This is a genomic window from Paenibacillus marchantiae (genome assembly GCF_028771845.1).
Classification (GTDB): domain Bacteria; phylum Bacillota; class Bacilli; order Paenibacillales; family Paenibacillaceae; genus Paenibacillus; species Paenibacillus marchantiae.
Map to the genome: position 1 here is coordinate 4862915 of NZ_CP118270.1, position 18783 is coordinate 4881697.

At 47.0% G+C, this 18783-nt stretch carries 9 protein-coding genes; 2 read left to right on the top strand and 7 right to left on the bottom strand.

The features are described from left to right. Nucleotides 1–335: 335 nt before the first annotated feature. A complete protein-coding gene (locus PTQ21_RS22005) occupies nt 336–2093 on the top strand; it encodes a CocE/NonD family hydrolase (protein ID WP_072733026.1) in 1758 nt (585 codons plus the stop codon). 1220 nt (nt 2094–3313) lie between these two features. Here the strand turns inward: PTQ21_RS22005 and PTQ21_RS22010 are convergent. Continuing rightward, nucleotides 3314–6769: a collagen-like triple helix repeat-containing protein gene (locus tag PTQ21_RS22010; RefSeq protein ID WP_274567148.1), complete on the bottom strand. Its 3456-nt coding sequence runs from the start codon at nt 6767–6769 to the stop codon at nt 3314–3316. A gap of 1995 nt (nt 6770–8764) precedes the next feature. Between PTQ21_RS22010 and PTQ21_RS22015 the strand changes: the two genes are divergently transcribed. After that, nucleotides 8765–10033, top strand: coding sequence for a glucuronoarabinoxylan endo-1,4-beta-xylanase XynC (locus PTQ21_RS22015; RefSeq protein WP_064640831.1), 1269 nt, complete (start codon nt 8765–8767; stop codon nt 10031–10033). Nucleotides 10034–10292: 259 nt separating this feature from the next. On the opposite strand, the gene PTQ21_RS22020 is transcribed toward PTQ21_RS22015, so the two are convergent. The 6 genes from PTQ21_RS22020 to PTQ21_RS22045 form a co-directional block, all read right to left on the bottom strand. Beyond that, the gene (locus PTQ21_RS22020) at nt 10293–11066 is read right to left on the bottom strand and encodes an alpha/beta hydrolase (RefSeq protein WP_338020287.1); all 774 of its coding nucleotides are present in this window, start codon (nt 11064–11066) and stop codon (nt 10293–10295) included. Nucleotides 11067–11118: 52 nt separating this feature from the next. After that, nucleotides 11119–12405 (bottom strand): GDSL-type esterase/lipase family protein, encoded by a 1287-nt coding sequence (locus tag PTQ21_RS22025; protein ID WP_090806669.1) that lies wholly within the window; start codon nt 12403–12405, stop codon nt 11119–11121. Nucleotides 12406–12541: 136 nt separating this feature from the next. Then, nucleotides 12542–14242, bottom strand: coding sequence for an RICIN domain-containing protein (locus PTQ21_RS22030; RefSeq protein ID WP_274567151.1), 1701 nt, complete (start codon nt 14240–14242; stop codon nt 12542–12544). 103 nt (nt 14243–14345) lie between these two features. After that, entirely contained in the window at nt 14346–15290 is a 945-nt protein-coding gene (locus tag PTQ21_RS22035) for a carbohydrate ABC transporter permease (RefSeq protein ID WP_090806673.1), read from the bottom strand. A gap of 17 nt (nt 15291–15307) precedes the next feature. Beyond that, nucleotides 15308–16210, bottom strand: coding sequence for a carbohydrate ABC transporter permease (locus PTQ21_RS22040; RefSeq protein ID WP_274570546.1), 903 nt, complete (start codon nt 16208–16210; stop codon nt 15308–15310). Beyond that, a complete protein-coding gene (locus PTQ21_RS22045; RefSeq protein ID WP_338020288.1) occupies nt 16207–18765 on the bottom strand; it encodes a DUF5696 domain-containing protein in 2559 nt (852 codons plus the stop codon). The genes PTQ21_RS22040 and PTQ21_RS22045 overlap by 4 nt, the downstream gene beginning before the upstream one ends. Nucleotides 18766–18783: the final 18 nt, after the last annotated feature.

Genomic DNA, 18783 nt, shown 5'->3' on the forward strand with positions numbered 1-18783 from the left:
AGCTAAGCAAAATTCGATATAAATAATCGGAGTTTTCATGCAAAGTTGAAACCAACACTTCCCCATGACACTGTATAAGGTTTGAGCAAAATAGTCGTGACTACTTCACTTATGAAAATCAAGAGATAATCATGGAAAAGGATGTTCCCCTCAAAATGAAGGATTATATTATATGTAAATTTGTTACATCTGGACAAGCCTGGTAAATTTCTTCCGTACCCCAAACGAGGTTTTCTAAAATGCGAATAACGTTTTGATGCACGGGGACGATATCAACTAACGAGAGAAGATTTTTAAATCAAAGAATGCAATTCAATTTTAAGGAGGAAGCAACTATGGATAAAGTAAAAGAAATGATGTTATTCAACCCATCATTCGAATATATCGATGATGGAGTAGAGCACGGTATACTGAGCCAATTTAACCCGGGTACAACGGTGCTAAAGAAAGGCTATCAAGTAGATCAACGTTTTATGCCACTGCCGTGTGATGTGATTTTTGAAAAAGATGTACCGGTAAAACTTAGAGATGGTGTTACCATCTACACTGATGTTTTCCGCCCCTCTGGAGCAGAAAAGGTTCCTGTTATTATTTCTTGGAGTCCTTATGGAAAGGCAGCCGGCACAGCCCCAAGATACACAAATCTTTTTGGTATGATTGGTATACCTGATTCAGAACTTTCGGGTCTTCATAAGTTCGAAGGCAGTGACCCCGCTTACTGGTGCAATCATGGTTATGCAGTTTGCAATCCTGATCCGAGAGGAGTTGCTCATTCTGAAGGCGATATATATATGATTGGTACACAAGAGGCTCGTGATTGCTATGATCTTATTGAATGGCTTGCAGAACAGGAATGGTGTAACGGAAAGGTCGCTACAAGCGGTACTTCGTATCTTGCATTTTCACAGTGGTTTATTGCTGCTGAGCAGCCGCCCCACCTTGCAGCAATAAATCCGGAGGAAGGCTTGGGAGATGCTTATCGTGACCTCATTCGTCGCGGTGGTATACTTGATGTAAACTTTGCATCTCGTCTGCAGGTTAACCATGTACATGCCGGTGAAGCTGTTAGGAGAGAAGATGTACATGATGAAGGACTTAAATATCCATTTGCCAACTGTGACTTATGGGAGGATAAAATTGCTAGATTCGAGAATATAACTTGCCCTGCTTATGTTGTAGCAAGTTACAGCAATACATTGCACACACCAGGCACATTTCGTGCTTGGAGAAATATGCCAAAGGAAAACAAATGGCTTCGTATCCATGACAATCAGGAATGGCCGGATTTCTACAAGGAAGAACAGCAGGAAGATCGCCTTAAATTCTTCGACCATTTCCTTAAGGGAATAGATAATGGCTGGGAGAAAACACCTGTGGTGCGGTATGCGCTTCATGATTTTGAAGGCGGTCATTACGAAGGTATAGAAGCTGAAACGTTCCCACCAGAAGGAACGGTATACAAGAAGATGTATCTTAACGGAGTTACTCGTACTCTTTCAGAAACACTTGCCCAAACAGATATACCTGCAATTTATGACAGTGAGGCATCTCCTGCACAGGCATCCTTCCTCTATAAAGCAGAGGAAAAGACAGAACTTGTCGGTTATCCTAAAGCAAAACTTTATGTTGAAGTTGATGGAAGCGATGATATGGATATACTTGTATATCTCTATAAGCTTGATAAATTCGGAAATCACCTTCAGCAGTTTGTAATTCCAAATATGACTGCAAGGATGCATGATCTAACAGACCGCGGCGGAAGTGTTTTAAGATATAAAGGAAGCAATGGTCGTCTTCGTGTATCAATGAGACACCTTAATGAAGAAAAGAGTACAAATGAAGTACCTGCATATACTTTTGATCGTGAAGAAAAACTCCACAAGGGTGAGATTGTAGAGATTGAAATTGAGATGTTCCCAATTGGAATGCTCCTTTATCCGGGAGAGCAACTTCGCTTTATTGTAAGCGCCAAGGATGAAGTCGGTGGCATAATGCCGGGTACACCTGCCGCACCACCGGTAAATCATGGTAAGCATATTATTCACTGCGGCGGACAGTATGATTCGTATTTGCAGCTCCCTTTTAGAAAATAATTTCTAGTCGTCCGTCCTTGAGAAACGCAGTCTGCATGTCCCATTGGGGGTACCTCCAACAAAACGCGAAAAACGTACGATAAATCAAACAAGCTGGAAATTCTGTATGCTAAGGAATTCCGGCTTGTTTTGTGTAAGTGCTGTGGAAGATCAACTTTTAACCTCGTAATGCTTCTTGCAAAGACTGGAGCCAATCTAGACGGATGTACCTTTTCCCCGATACTATAAAACTCACAAAATTTCATTATTAGCAGATTCCACTTATCTGGATCGATATAATTCTCCTCTCCATGGGAAGTTTTTTTATGCGATAAAAACTATAAGAACACTTAACACTCAGCTTAATAGCAGAAAATTTGCACATCAATATGTATTACCTTCATCACACATTTAAACGCGTCTCAAGCATAACGATAATTGGAATATGTCATGAAAAAACATTTTGAGAAGACGAAACAATTATTGGAAAACTCAAATTACACTATAACGCGTTTTGCTGTTATTATTGGACTTTCTAGCGCTGCGCATTTTGCGTCAACCACGAACATCTATAACTACCATAAAGTATCAGGATTGTCTGCGTTAAGCGATTATGTGAATGCAACTGATATGCAAGATTTACCTACGAGGATGATGCAATCCCCTTTTTATAGTACAAGCACTGCTGAACATAAATTCTACAGCTGACAGCTCATTATTCTTCCAGTTGAGATACTCGGCATTCAGGATGCCCCGCTGACCTAGTGTAAGTGTATTCAAATTCATTTGTGGCTGCCCCATGTGATCCATTTATTTCTTGGCTTCAGCAATACCTTCAGCCTGTGCTTGCTTAATACCACTACGTTCCTCTTAGGCAAGCCAGCTAAGTATCTCACAAGATCCATAATAAGCTGCCCAATCCCCCCAACCGTTTAATGGACTTAACAAATTATTTATCCCCCTCACGGATGAAACGCTGTACAACCTCACCTTCTCGAAATTTCATCTGTATGTTGACCAGAGCTCGATTATATGTCATTTATTTTATCCCTAATTGGAAATGTCCTCGTTCAGTGAGTAAAAAATAACAAAACACTTACCATTCAATGATATATTGCGCAATTATTTCTTTTCTTTTTTTCGTTTTTTATCATCAACTGATGTTGGATAGCTAACGTGCAAGAGTCTGGTTTAGTCAGCCTAATGCACGCCTTGTCGCCATCATATAATTGTATAAATGATCAAAAGAAGGCTGAGAACCTTGAAATAGTTACATGACCTGCGCTGTTAGCTATTACTGATGAATTAGCAATGGTAATAGGAAACCCAGATATATTCCTAAATTGAATTGTATCTCCAACAGCAAAGGACTCAACTTGAACTAAAACCAATTGACCACTTGTTGCCGTGGTTACAGCAGCAGCCAGATATGCTGTAGAATTATTTAGCGATAGCCCAATTGTTGCTCCTGGTAATGTAGCAGCTGCAAGATTTAGCACAACACTTATGTTGTACAAACCTGCATTTTGTATTGTGAAAACACTTGTTGCTGCATTATAAGTAAGTGCAGTAAATTGGTTTGGAGTAATATTTAAAATATTTGATCCAGAAGCAATTGTCTGAGGTTGAATATTACCATTAAAGTATGAGTCTACAAACGTAGGAGTTGCGCCTGTTGCGCCTGTTACCCCAGTAGATCCTGTCGCACCAGTGGCGCCAGTAGCCCCTGTTCCCGTTGCACCTGAGACACCGGTTACTCCAGTAGAACCCGTCGCTCCGGTGGCTCCGATTCCCGTTGCGCCTGTCGCACCAGTTACACCTGTAGATCCTGTAGATCCTGTTGCACCAGTCGTCCCTGTTCCTGTGGCACCAGTCACACCGGTCACCCCAGTTGATCCTGTTGCTCCAGTAGCTCCAGTCGTTCCTGTTCCCGTGGCACCAGTCACACCGGTTACCCCAGTTGATCCTGTTGCTCCAGTAGCTCCAGTCGTTCCTGTTCCCGTGGCACCAGTCACACCGGTTACACCTGTAGATCCTATTGCGCCCGTTATACCCGTGGTTCCGGTCGCACCCGTGCTGCCTACAGACCCTGTAGAACCTGTTACTCCTGTTGTTCCCGTTGTTCCCGTTATTCCAGGATCGCCCGTTGTACCCGTTAAACCCGTCGCGCCGGTGGCTCCTGTTACACCTGTTGATCCCGTAACTCCTGTAACTCCTGTTACCCCGGTGGCTCCTGTTGCGCCGGTTACACCTGTAGATCCTGTTGTTCCCGTTATTCCAGGATCGCCCGTCGTACCCGTTAAACCCGTCGCGCCGGTAGCTCCGATTCCCGTTGCGCCTGTCGCACCAGTTACACCTGTAGATCCTGTTGCTCCAGTCGTTCCTGTTCCTGTGGCACCAGTCACACCGGTCACCCCAGTAATTCCCGTTACACCAGTGGCGCCAGTAGCCCCTGTTCCTGTTGCACCTGTGACACCGGTTATTCCAGTAGAGCCCGTCGCTCCCGTTGCGCCTGTCGTTCCGGTTACACCCGTAGATCCTGTTGCACCAGTAGCTCCTGTTCCGCTGGCTCCGGTGGCTCCGATTCCCGTTGCGCCTGTCGCACCAGTTATACCTGTAGATCCTATTGCGCCCGTTGTACCTGTGGTTCCGGTCGCACCCGTGCTGCCTACAGACCCTGTAGAACCTGTTACTCCTGTTGTTCCCGTTGTTCCCGTTATTCCAGGATCGCCCGTCGTACCCGTTGAACCCGTCGCGCCGGTGGCTCCAGTCATCCCTGTTCCCGTTACGCCGGTGTCTCCTGTTACACCTGTTGAACCCGTTATTCCTATTGCACCAGTAACACCAGTGGTACCTGTAGATCCCGTAACTCCTGTTGCTCCTGTTACACCAGTGGCGCCAGTAGCCCCTGTTCCCGTTGCACCTGTGACACCCGTTACTCCACTAGAGCCCGTCGCTCCCGTAGATCCTGTTGCACCAGTAGCTCCAGTCGTTCCCGTTCCTGTTGTTCCTGTCGCACCGGTCACCCCAGTAATCCCCGTTACACCAGTGGCGCCAGTAGCCCCTGTTCCCGTTGCACCTGTGACACCGGTTACCCCAGTAATCCCCGTTACACCAGTGGTGCCAGTAGCCCCTGTTCCCGTTGCACCTGTGACACCGGTTACCCCAGTAATCCCCGTTACACCAGTGGTGCCAGTAGCCCCTGTTCCCGTTGCGCCTGTCGTTCCGGTTACACCCGTAGATCCTGTTGCACCAGTAGCTCCAGTCGTTCCCGTTCCTGTTGTCCCTGTCGCACCGCTTCCCCCTGGAATCCCCGTTACACCAGTGGTGCCAGTAGCCCCTGTTCCCGTTGCGCCAGTCGTTCCGGTTATACCCGTAGATCCTGTTGCGCCAGTTGCTCCGGTTCCACCGGTATCTCCTGTTGTTCCCGTTATTCCAGAATCGCCCGTCGTACCCGTTAAACCCGTCGCGCCGGTGGCTCCAGTCATCCCTGTTCCCGTTACGCCGGTGTCTCCTGTTACACCTGTTGATCCCGTAACTCCTGTAACTCCTGTTACCCCAGTGGCGCCTGTTGCGCCGGTTACCCCAGTTGAACCCATCGCGCCGGTGACTCCAGTTGTTCCTGTTCCGGTGTCTCCTGTCGCACCAGTTACACCTGTAGATCCTGTTGCGCCCGTTATACCTGTGGTTCCGGTCGCACCCGTGCTGCCTACAAACCCTGTCGCACCGGTTACTCCAGTAATCCCCGTTACCCCAGTGGCGCCAGTAGCCCCTGTTCCCGCTGATCCTGTGACACCGGTTACTCCACTAGAGCCCGTCGCTCCCGTGGATCCGGTTGCGCCTGTTGCGCCGGTTACCCCAGTTGTTCCTGTTCCGGTGGCTCCGGTGGCTCCGATTCCCATTGCGCCTGTCGCACCAGTTAGACCTATAGATCCTGTTGAGCCCGTTGTACCTGTGGTTCCGGTCGCACCCGTGCTGCCTACAGAACCTGTAGCACCTGTTACTCCGGTTCCACCGGTATCTCCTGTTGTTCCCGTTATTCCAGGATCCCCCGTTGTACCCGTCGCTCCGGTGACTCCAGTCGTTCCAGTTCCCGTTACGCCGGTGTCTCCTGTTACTCCTGCGCTTCCGATAGCTCCGGTGGCCCCTGTAATCCCAGTCACACCTGTGGTACCTGTAACTCCTGTTACCCCAGTTGCACCTGTCGGACCAGTTGCGCCCGTCGATCCAGTCGTTCCTATTCCTGTTGCACCTGATGCACCAGTGACTCCCGTTGAGCCTGTAGCCCCTGTAAATCCACTGACTCCTGTAGCTCCCGTTGTCCCGGTTATTCCTATGATCCCATTGGCTCCTAACAACTCTGATGATACGATACGGTGAGGCGTTACAAGCTGTCCTGAAGAATTTTTTCCCCAAACTGAAATTTCTATCTGCTGTTCTGCTAAACCACTTGTTGTAAAGACAAATTCAAATACATCCAGATCCGCAAAATAATCTTTCCTTATTGCTTGATTTGGATTTACACTAATTAATTCGAGTACATATTCCGTTCTAGTCCCGTTTAGGTAATAACCCTGAATCAAGATAATTGCATTAGTGGCCACATTTCTATTATCAATATTGATGGTCAGCTGTTGTGTTGGTCTTACACCATTGACCGGATTATTCTCAATCGGTCCAGTTGATAAAATAGTCATTATTCCCTCCCCTTTGTACGTTTTTTAGAAACAGGAGAGATATCTACATTCCTTATATACTAATACTTCTCTGACTCCTATAGACCGACAATTTTAATTGCCTGGTCTTCCTTTTCCCTGTGCCACATATTTTTGTCCATACATGGTATACTTTTATTTTTCAAGAGTGTGAACAGTTGAAGACAGTTCCGCTTATAAATTTTCTCCTGCAACATTCAAAATGCTCAATTTATTTATCCGACTCTTTGTTTATTTTTATAAACCACCAAGCGTCATTTGAAGATAACCAAAGTAGGGATGAACGCGATGGATATTAGATATTAAAGTAATCTGGCTGTTAGTTTAACTTCGCCCTCGATTGCGCATCTACTTTAATTTCTCATTCTAACTATGGAATGGCAGGTAAAATAGCGACATCTCATTGTTTGTTACGGAGCTACAATCCCCCATGACTCATAGTAATGATACGAAAAAGGAATCCATTTCTCTTTGGACTTTTTCATTTTAGCCTCAATAGTTCCAGTTCTATAGGAATAATCTCCGGTCTGCCATTCAACAGAATATTTAACTTTGAATTTATCGATCCCTTCCCAAGTTAGCGCTCCAGCAACTGCACCATGAGCTTTCTCAATTAGCTCAGTACGCTCTTTTTTATTACCAAAGAAATTATCGTTTAATTCACGAAGTTGAACATAAACTCTCTTCCGTCTAAAATCTTGACATAGGGACCAACTCTAGCAACTAGCTGATCCCCGTATTTCTAAATGGAAATGTTTCCTCCAAAAAAAGATACGATGAAAATAAATAATACTTAATTAGATACTATAAATGCCCAATTTGTTTCGATATTATTAAGTTATCATGCACATGAATAAAACCTCCTATTAGAACAATTTTCTAGTTTGCTTCTAATAGGAGGTTTAGACATATCTATAGAATACTCAGCACGTCAGTTGAATAAAAGCAGCCGATTACATTTGATCTGCTGCTTTCTTGGTTTTATTAAACTAACGTTACCCGTTAGTTTAATCATATACATGCAATCTCAACTACCTGTGTACGGATTATTATTTACATACCCGAAAAACGTCATCTTTCCATTCTCGTTTTCAGCAATACTGTATGGTTGCATCTGGTCACAATATCTGCGTGCAAATAAGCCTTCGCCAACTGGATAAATCTCAATATGAAGATTTCCGACGAATCTCGTAAACTATAATTTTCCGTTCCTCATGTTTTGTTGGATATTCTACATTAATATGATAAATTAACCATTGGTCAATAGATCGAATTCAATTTTTAATATTCTATTGACTCTCCCCGTTCAAGACAGGAACATATCCAGAGCATAAAGCTCAACGTCCACCAAATTTTTACGAGGCAAACATTTGGCCCCCCCCAAGTGCTTTCCTTTTTTTCTTAGCGTTAGCAAAACATTCAGCCTTTGTTTGCTTAATGGAATTACTTTCCTCTTCCGTAAGCCAGCTAAGTATCTGTAGCACAAAATCCATAACAAGCTGCCCGATCCCCTCGAACTCCTGGTACTTCCACTGCCATCAAGCCAGAATGGATATGTTTAGCTGTAGCTTCACGATGAACACACCAGCTCAGCCAAATAGCCCCCGGCCTTATCCTTAAAAAAAACGTCGTACAGATTACGCTTCGCATCACATAAGTTGCCATTGACTCGACCGTATGGACGTAACTTCTTTGGTGAAATGAACAAAATTATGAATTCATCAGTTATCAGATAGCGACTCATGCTACGGCCGTGAGTCTCTTACATGCACAAAAAACTGGAATCTGTCCGGTTTAAATCCCTTATATATTCCCGTAGAATTAAATTCACAACAATACAAAAATATATAAATTATCCCATATATTTATATATTTTTGTATGAAAGAGGGTGATACAAGAAAATTATTTGCCCAAAATAAGATCTAGGCTTGCTTATTCAGGTTGATAAAATTTAGTTTTAGAGGAGAGTGTACGTTTTGTTATTCAAATTGAAGAAGTCAATTAGTATTCTTTTGGCCCTTCTGACTGCCCTGCCGCTAATATTAACTCCAATTCAGGCTTCGGCTGCCAGCGATGTTACTGTAAACTTGTCTTCTCAAAAGCAGCTTATCAAGGGATTTGGGGGAATCAATCATCCGGCCTGGATAGGAGATTTGACACCATCGCAAAGAGATACAGCATTTGGTAATGGACAAAATCAGCTGGGTTTTTCAATTTTGCGTGTCTATATTGATGATAATAAAAACAATTGGTATAAAGAATTGCCTACCGCAAAACGAGCGATTGAACAAGGGGCAATCGTCTTTGCGTCACCATGGAATCCTCCAAGTGATATGGTGGAGACATTCAATCGTAATGGGGACACCACGGCCAAGCGACTTAAATACGATAAATATGCTGCGTATTCACAGCATCTTAATGACTTTGTTTCTTACATGAAATCCAACGGTGTTAATCTCTATGCAATCTCCGTACAAAATGAACCGGATTATGCGCATGATTGGACGTGGTGGACGCCTCAGGAGATGCTTCGATTCATGAAAGATTATGCAGGCTCCATTACAGGAGCGAAAGTAATGGCGCCAGAATCCTTCTCCTACCTAAAAGAAATGTCAGATCCCATACTGAATGATCCTCAAGCTTTAGCAAACATGGACATTTTGGGTGCACATACGTATGGTACACAGTTTAACAATTTCCCTTACCCACTTTTTAAACAAAAAGGTGCTGGAAAGGAACTTTGGATGTCGGAGGTATATTACCCTAATAGTAACGCGAACTCAGCAGATAATTGGCCAGAGGCGCTGGATGTCTCCTATCACATCCATAATGCGATGGTAGAGGCAGATTTCCAGGCTTATGTATGGTGGTATATTCGTAGACAGTACGGTCCCATGAAAGAGGATGGCACCATAAGCAAACGGGGATATAACATGGCCCATTTTTCCAAGTTTGTTCGACCAGGCTTTGTAAGAGTTGAAGCGACGAAAAATCCGGATACCCAGACGTTTATCTCTGCTTACAAAGGAGACAACAAGGTGGTTATCGTAGCAATCAACCGAGGTACTTCCGCCGTAAACCAAAAATTTGTATTGCAGAACGGGAATGCCTCAACCGTATCTTCCTGGATTACGGACAGCACTAGAAATCTGGCAACCGGCTCTTCGATAAACGTCACTGGCAATTCCTTTACTGCTCAACTTCCTGCCCAGAGTGTTACCACATTCACAGCTCCATTAAAATAGTAACATGTCCGATCGCCTCACACTTTTCCTTGCATAAATGTTGATGTCCTCATATTAAAATCGTACCGCAAATAAACGCAAAACCCTTGAGACAACTTCCAATGATATTCATTGGGAGTTGTCTTCATATGAATGGTCAAAACCAGAATAAAAGACAAAAGCGCTCCCCTGTCTAAAACACAATAGGAGTGCTCTTGTCTTTTTGTTCTTGTCTATTTCTTGAACATGAACTCGTTATAGGCTTTTCCTTCCACTCCTTTTAATATTGAAAAATTAATTTGGAATATTGATACAGATCGTTCTTCCATACAGGCCAATCATGTCCACCGCTTTCCTCATACCAAATATGAGGTACTTCGTGTTGTGTCAAATAACCGTGCAACTGTTCGCTGATTTGCTTGAGGTTATCTTGGTCACCGCAGGACAACCAGAGCAAACGGAGAAGCGATGACGCTTCTGATGGATTCGGGAGGAGCAGCTCCGGGGCTTTGGTGTTTGGAGCTGCGGAGAACGCACCGATCCAGGCAAAATGGTTCAGATTGTTCAATCCGATATTTAAAGACTGGCCTCCGCCCATGGACAAACCTGCAATTGCCCGGTTCTCCCTTTTCGTCCGTACATGGTAATTCGATTCAATAAAAGGAATTAAATCGTGAAGTAAATCGGATTCAAACGTCTCGAATGCTTTTATTTTCTCAGGATCAAACAGATCTCCCTCAGCCCTGTCGTTTGGCATTGCGCGACCATTAGGAAATACGACAATCATCGGCTCAAGCTTTTTATCGTCGTACAGATTATCGAGAATCACTTGTGGATTGGCATGATTATGCCACTCGGCTTCGTCTCCACCGATCCCATGCAAAAGGTAGAGGACGTTATACGTATACTCAATGGAATATCCGGGTGGAGTATACACCATTGTTTTGCGCGAGTTCCCAACGGTTGCCGAGAAATATTCCACCATTTCCATGTTGCCGTGTAGTATGTTTTCCCTGTACTGGTCATACCCTTCTGGTGCTGTAGTTATCATCATATTCTCCCCTTCCAACATGCTTCTTTTGTTGCTGCTAAACAGGATGTTGTGACTAATCAACATAACCAAATCCCAGAATCGTAAATCGTTTGCCCTCGTGGCCTTCAGCCATCTCAATCTCCACCGTGTGCTCTCTGGAATGCTTTTCATCGTACAGGATTACGGCATGGCAGTGTGTCCAGTTCACTTGATGCGGATCGGCTGTCTTCATCAGTGTTCCGTCCACTCTAATATTCGCGGTTCCAAAATCCGCCCTTCCGGAATCCTTGAACACCAGAATAAGGCGCTTGCTCCGGAGGATCAGCTTAAAGCTGTCTTTACCCGCTACGTTCTGCCCCGTATGCATCCAGTTATTAGGAAATAGCGGTGTACTGTGTGCATGATCATCCATCTCTGTCAGTTGCAGATCGGTATCCGTCTCCCGAAACCCACCCGCCTCAATCCGGGCGATCCTGTCGCCATTCAGACGATCAAGCAGCTTCGTGTCAACAAAGGCATTTCCGAGCAGCGGTGGCTTTTCATTCGCGTTATCTTCCTCATCCGGGGCGGATCGATCCGTTACGTCGAACAACCAGCCCAGACAGTCGGCCATAATATGATGTCCGGCATTGGTCGGATGGTAGATGTCATGGAAAAATTGCTTTTTGGTAATGACATTGCCCTGTTCCTTCGTCCACTGGAATTGCTCCACCACAGCATCTTTTACACTCACCATAGGCAGATCATAATGCCAGCCAACAGGAGTCAGGCGATCCTGAAGATTCCAGTCATTCTCAAACACACTGAACAGCAGAATGACGGCTGGTTTGTTGTTAGCGCCAAGTGCCTTGAGCACCAGGCTCTCGTAACAAATGCCTTTGGTCTCATCGTCTGCATCATTGACGGCAAACTCCACAATGACAATATCAGGCTGGACTGTCCCGTCCCGCAGCACATCCCGATCATAGCGGACAATGCCCAGCTGTGAGGGAGTGCCGCCTACGCCTGCCTTGATCAGACGAATCGGACTGTCATCCGATGGAGCGAACATATGCTTGAAAATTTCATGCGAGCGATAGGCGTAACAATTCAGATGAAGAGGAACGGCGCCTGCGCCGTGGGTAATCGACCCGCCAATGTAAGCGATGGTGACCGGCTCGCCGCGTTTTGCTTTTTCAATAGCAGCCTTCAATCTAGTGTTGTTTCCTTTGTTCAATAGAGATTTACCAATCATGTCACGATAAGCCTGTGACTCGGGATCAACCGGCGGCTCATTCCCAGCTTCAGCAACCCCAACAGGGTCACACGGTGCCGTCGGACCTTCCTTTTCATTTGCCGAATCCGCTGAATTGTTGAGCATGGACATCCGTCATCCTTTCCATCAACAAAGGTTTTAATTGGGTCACTGAAGCGTTTTATGAAGCACGCTAATAAACTTCAGGTATACTCCAAAAGCCTTGCTTAAATTTGCTAAGCCGGGCTTTTGGAGATACATCTTAATTGTTAACTGCGACAAATTTCCATTGCTGATTGGTTGCGTTTGTAAAACCGTTTTGCTGTAATTTGGCACCGTCTGCCGTTGAGGAGCCTGCGACCTCTATGGCCTTATTGCTGTTGACGTTTATAATACTCCAATAGCCATTGCCCAGATCGTTGATTTTAAAATGCTGCGCGGTGGTATTCAAATTGCTCATGAGTTGTACTGCCTCTCCGTTGTTACTTGTCCCATTACGAATGTCGATGACCTTATCGGGCGAATTTACACTCGTCAAACTGTAAATTCCACTAGCAATCTGGGTCAGGACCCACTTTTGAGGATTGCCGCCCAGATCAGACCATTGCTGAAGCTGCAAATTGCTCTCATTTACCCCACCCGGTACATCAATAACCTTACTCGAATGTCTTGCCACGATCTTGTAGGTTGCCCCCGGTGTCAATCCGGTTGATGGAGTGCCACCGTTCGGGTAAGACTGTGCCCGTTCATAGAACCAATTGAACAGAAAACGTCCCATCGCGCTTCGTGAAGCATCACCGTCCCATTTCAGGCCTGCCGTTGGATCGGCAAAGGAGCTTCGTTCCCCGGCATCCAAAATGAAGCCGTTCATATGTGCTGCAATGCTGACATTGCCTGCCGCGTTGAAAATGGTCTTCGTATTGTTGCCAAAACCTTCATTACTACCGTTGAACAGATTCCAGTATTCGGAATCGCCCGGCTTCGTTTTGAACCACGTGACTTCGGTGATGTTAATCGGATATTTATCAGCCGCAGCCTTCACATTCGTATTCCACTGATCTTGCAGAATCGACATGTTGTCATGCGCTCCGTACCCCGGATACCAGTGAACGGCATAACCGTAATTGTTCAAAGAGTCTGTTAAGGGATGGCTTGCTGTCAGACTATAGAATTGGTTGTACCCCAAACCAGCGGCCCAGATAACATTATCTGCGCCTTGGCTGCGGATGGTTGAGATGATGGAGTTCTGGAAATTGCGCAGATCATTCCAGTGATCCACAAAGTCGTTCTCGCCGTTGTAGCCGCCCCAATGTCCGTTAGCATACGATTTAACCGGCTCATTGATTAGCTCAAAGTGTACGTTGTCTGCGCTTTTAATTTCCGGGCGAGAAGCGAGATAACCCCAGATTTGATTGAACTTTTGCAGATTGGCTGCGGTCGTAGCTTGATCATCCTTCAATGTGAAGTCAAGTCCGAGTGTAACATAGACACCTTTCGTTTTTGCATATTGGATATAAGGGATAATGACGTTCTGCGTTACAGTTTGTACACCAGCAAAATTATAAGTGCCTGCTGCTACGTCTCCCATGTCCTCGCGGTCAATGAACAGACGAATCTGATTCATATTCCAGCCGTGGCTGCTTCCGTATTTAGGACTTGTACTTGTAAATGTATCGGTAATGTCTTTCAGATAAGCCAATGTAGCGGCATGGCGGTTGTTGCCGTTTCGAGTGAGATAATAGTTGCTGTTCTGGTAGGTCCAGTAGGCTCCTGAGGGCTGATGCCAGCCACTCATTACGACGGGTTGGTTACTGCTGTTCACTAGATTTTTCCCACTGACGTGAAGCTTGCCCATAGGCATGCCAACCCACGCGTCCGCGCGACCCGATCCGAGTGGCGTGATGGACAGCAGCAAAGCCAGAATGAGCATAAATTTACAGTAATTCAACATCTTCTTCAACATAATCCCTCCTGAGCTTGAATGGTCAAACGTGAAAACAGACGGCATCACCTCCTTCACTGAACTATATTGGGCTCGCCTTCGTAGCCCTTCTGATGGAGAAGCATCATCCAACGATGCCCGTGCGTTCAACACTCTCCACGAAATAACGCTGTACAAACAGGTAGATGATGATCAAAGGCAAGATGGCCAGTAAAATCCCGGTATCCTGTATCATGCTTAGATAAAAAGGATCGGCTTTGGATGCACCATCGCTTACCTGCTGGGCCAGATTATACGGTAGCGAGGACAGCTGGGTGGACATCACTTTGCTGGACGTCAGATAGGTTGTCGTATAGAAGCTGTCATTCCATTGCCAAACGAAGGAAAATAACAGCACCGTAACAATCGACGGTATCGCATTGGGCAGCATGATGCGTGCAAAAGTGCGGCTGATGCCAGCACCATCAACGTAAGCCGCTTCCTCCACTTCCTTGGGAATGCCTCTGAAAAACTGGCGGAAGATGAAAATATACAGCCCTGCCTTGAGCGAATTGGCCGTTATGGCAGTCAGAATAAACGGCCAGTACGTATTCAGCAGATTTGCGGGTTTGCCAGCGATCAGCGTCATCAGTCCCATCAGATCAAAGCTCTTCAAATTCAGGTACACCGGAATCAGGATGGTCGTTGGCGGAACTAGAATGGTCAGGATGACTCCCGCAAACAACAGATTGCTCCCTTTGAATTTCAAGCGGGCAAACCCGTATCCAGCGAGTGCGCAGGAGAGCGTCGTCAAAATGGTCGTTGTTGCAGACAGTGCAAACGTATTGAGCAAGGTGGCCCAATAATCCATAACACGAATGGCCTGCTTGAAATTCTCGATGGAGAAATTTTGCGGAATCCAGACCACGACGGCCGAATACAGGTCGCTCTTATCCTTGATGGACGTCGATATTTTCTGAAATATCGGAAACAGGATCACGAAGGAGAGCCCGGTAATCAGCGTGAACCGCACAACGGACCACAGCCAGCTCTTCCACTGCTCAAGTGACAGCAACCTTGAAATCATCAACCCGGTCAACCCCCTTTCTAATCTTGATAGAAGACACGTTTGGAGAAAATAAGTGATACGATGACCAGAATGACGGCAATTGCCACGAAGTACACCCACGCCATGGCTGAACTCAGTCCAAAATCAAATTTGACAAAGCCTGTATCACGAATGAGGGTAGTCATAGCATTGTTGGCAAAGGAATCGACAATGGTATAGATCACGTTAACGAAAATAAGTGGGCTGACCATAGGGATCGTAATTTTCCAAAAGGCTTCATACCCCGTAGCCCCTTCCATTTTGGATGCCTCGTACAGCTGGGGCGATATGGTTTGGATGCCTGCCAAAAAGATAAGAATCTGCACGCCTGATTGACTGACGATCTGATAAATGCGATCTACGGCGCCGCTCAGATACATGACAACCCACTCGCCCAGCCCCGCGTCCAGCATCAGGTTTTCGATCTCAAATGTGCCCAGGGCACTGCCACCCATACTGCTCTGGTTAACGGCCTCGATCAGACTGGTGCTTTCCAGTGCCATGATGACGCCTGATGCCAAAATCACCGGCAGAAAAAAGATTGACCGCGCTATGGCCCGCCCCGGAAACTTCTGATTGAGAATGACGGCAAGGAACAGGCTGAATATAACGATGAGCGGCACATTGACGAATACATCCGTTATGGATCCGATCAGCGCTCGGTTGAAGCTGGTATTGACCGTCAGCGCCTGAATATAGTTGGCGAGACCTGTGAACTGGATGGATATGCCCTGCGCGTTCGCCTGAATTGAACTCAGGCTGTAGCGCAGGGAAGCCAGCAGCGGAACAAAGAAGAACAGGACAAAGCCGATAAGCCAGGGAAGCACATAGATCACTCCCCAGGCCGCCTTCTGCTGAGCATAGGTTCGGCGTCCCCACTTTCGTTTCAGTAGCGCTTTCAGAGCTGCTCACCACCTGTCACGTAACTTTTGGCTTCTACGGTTCGGCCTGCTGCCTCCACGGGGAAGTCGTTATAATTCACCAGAGCGAAGCCTCCGTTTTCGTATGTCGTTTGAAATACCCCTTCAGCCAGCTTCTCGTGTGCGACCATGTTCAGCCCGGCGAATGAACGATTGGCCTGATTGACCTCTTCATACATCTCGGCTGCCAGGTCCATCCACTGCTCGTAATGGGCGGCGTACAGATCGTCGTAATCCGTTTCCTTCACGACATGGTTCGGCGCGTTGAACCATGTGAAGTAGGGGCTTGCTCCATACTCAACAAGCTTCAACACATATTGTCTTGCATCGGTATACGTTGACAGATTGTAGGCTGCTCCGGTGTAGCTGATGCCACCGTGAACAACCAGTTGGAAGAACGGAATCTCTTCATCCTCCAGCTTGAAGTGGCTGCTGGACATCGGCGCATCCGTCAACCCCGTCACATATGGCAGCGCATAAGCATTCCCACCCTCCGCCACAAGAGGCATCCCCTGCTGTGTAATTTGCTTCAATGCCTCCGTGACAGCAACTTGCGCTCCGGTTCGGTCCAGCAGTTTTTTCGGATTCATATCGCTATTCAGCTGCTCGGCCAGATCACGCATAGACAAGCCGCCTGTCTCATATGGCTGGAGTGCTTTTAGCATGTCTTCGGTCACATCACCCAGCAGGTTTGGAGAAAGGATATATACCGGTTGTCGATCCCGGTCACGCCGCTGTGTTGCCGGGTCCATCGGATATAGAACCGCTGGCTCCTGCGTGAGTGTTCGGGAAGCTTCCGAGGAAGGCTTGAAGCCGCTCTTCGCATGCACGTTTAGGACCGCTATATCAGGATAAAAGCCGATCCCGGCCTCACGGGTATAGTCGCTAAATGCCTGCATGCCTTTACGTCCTCCCACCGCCCCATCCACCTTGATGGAATCCGGCAAACGATGAAGGAGTCCTCCGTTGAACCAGCCCGCGTAGCGCACCTGAATGTTGGATACGTGTTTTTCTTTGAGCTCGGACAAGATTTGCTGCGCCTCTTCAAACGTGGTCAACGCCTCATTCGATTCGTAAGGTATACCCAGCAGGTGTTTTTGGGTGGTCATACTGCCGACAAGCTTCAGGTAAAACGGAATGCCCTTTTCTCCCTCAGCCGTTTGCTTCGGCGGAAGGCCGTCCGTCCGGGTTAAATAATCCCGGTACAGAGAGGCAAGACCGGAATAGGACGCATCCTCTGCTCCGGCAAAGGCGTAACGAACGACAAAATCGGATGCCGTCGGCTTCTTCTGGAACTTGGGCAGTGTCCGTACCATGTCGCTCGCCTGAAGCGTCACATCACTTTTGTTCACAACGTAAAAGCTTGGATACACATTGTTGTAGCTATTCAGTTTTCCGCTGATATCCGCATTAACAACGGCTGTAGCCGCACCTTCCTCGATGATGCCCAGGAACGCACCGCCCGAGTGAATCAGTCCGAAAACCGGCAGCCTGGCCTTTTCCTCAGTCGAGTCCACTTCACGAAGCTTCATCGTCAGGTCCGGTCCATACACGTCCTGCTGATAGGCGGGATATTGAACCTTGCCATTGTTGAAATGAATGAGTGCTCCCGAACCGTCGGGTACAAACAGGGAACCTTCTTCGTCCGCTGCACCAGCACCGAAATAATCCAGCACCGATATGCTATTGATCGGATATTGCTCGGGAAAATGAATGCCGGATGCCGGCACGCGTACGACCAGTGTTTCGTCATCCAGCTCGTATTCGATGGATAACATAAACATGCGTGGTCCGCTTTTTTCCTGCTCGATGCCATGCTCGACATTGTCCAGTTCAAGGTCCTCTGGTGTGTAACCGGCTGTCTCAAAAGCCTTGAGGGCACGCGTTAGCTGAAGTCCCTGCATCGCCTTGTCGATTCGGACGTAGACGCCTTCGTCCTTGTCCTCGGCATAGCCGACCTTTAAGGCACGCTGCCCGGCCTTATCGAGCGCGGCAAGCAGCTTCTGCTCGAAGCGCTCCTTGCTGATTTTCACAGGCAAATCCTCTATGGAGCTCTCATTACTGCCAAACTCGTAGTTCACCCGAACGCCATTTGGCAATACTTCGTAGCTTATCTGCTGGTGGGCTACACTATCCGTATAGGAGTTAACCGAGCTGCTCTGTCCCAGACTGTTATAAAAGCTGAGCTTGGCCTGCGAAGACAGCAGGTCCTTGTTGATGCCCGCCGCAAGCGTATCCAATTTGCGCTTTTCCGGATTGCTGCGCCAGATCTGCCCGCTCTGCTTGTGAATCACCGCAATCTCGGCTGTCTCTTCCTGGATGAACAGCTGCAGCGCTTCATTCTGGGCAAGCCCGATCATGCCCGGAAGACGTGTATCGTTGAAGGATGAGGCCAGCTTCTCTCCGGGCGGCAGCGCAGGCACTTCCGCTTGTTCATCCGAGCTCGCAGACATCCTGGGTTCAGGCATGGAAGCGGGCTGACACCCGCCAAGAAGCAGGCCGAATACGAGCAGGATCGCGATCATTTTTTTAGCCACGTACAAATTCATCTCCAT

Bases quoted from the DNA above. Each gene is read 5' to 3' on its own strand.
- PTQ21_RS22030 (WP_274567151.1), bottom strand. From the start codon at position 14,242: ATGTTGAAGAAGATGTTGAATTACTGTAAATTTATGCTCATTCTGGCT.
- PTQ21_RS22020 (WP_338020287.1), bottom strand. From the start codon at position 11,066: ATGATGATAACTACAGCACCAGAAGGGTATGACCAGTACAGGGAAAAC.
- PTQ21_RS22025 (WP_090806669.1), bottom strand. From the start codon at position 12,405: ATGCTCAACAATTCAGCGGATTCGGCAAATGAAAAGGAAGGTCCGACG.
- PTQ21_RS22005 (WP_072733026.1), top strand. From the start codon at position 336: ATGGATAAAGTAAAAGAAATGATGTTATTCAACCCATCATTCGAATAT.
- PTQ21_RS22010 (WP_274567148.1), bottom strand. From the start codon at position 6,769: ATGACTATTTTATCAACTGGACCGATTGAGAATAATCCGGTCAATGGT.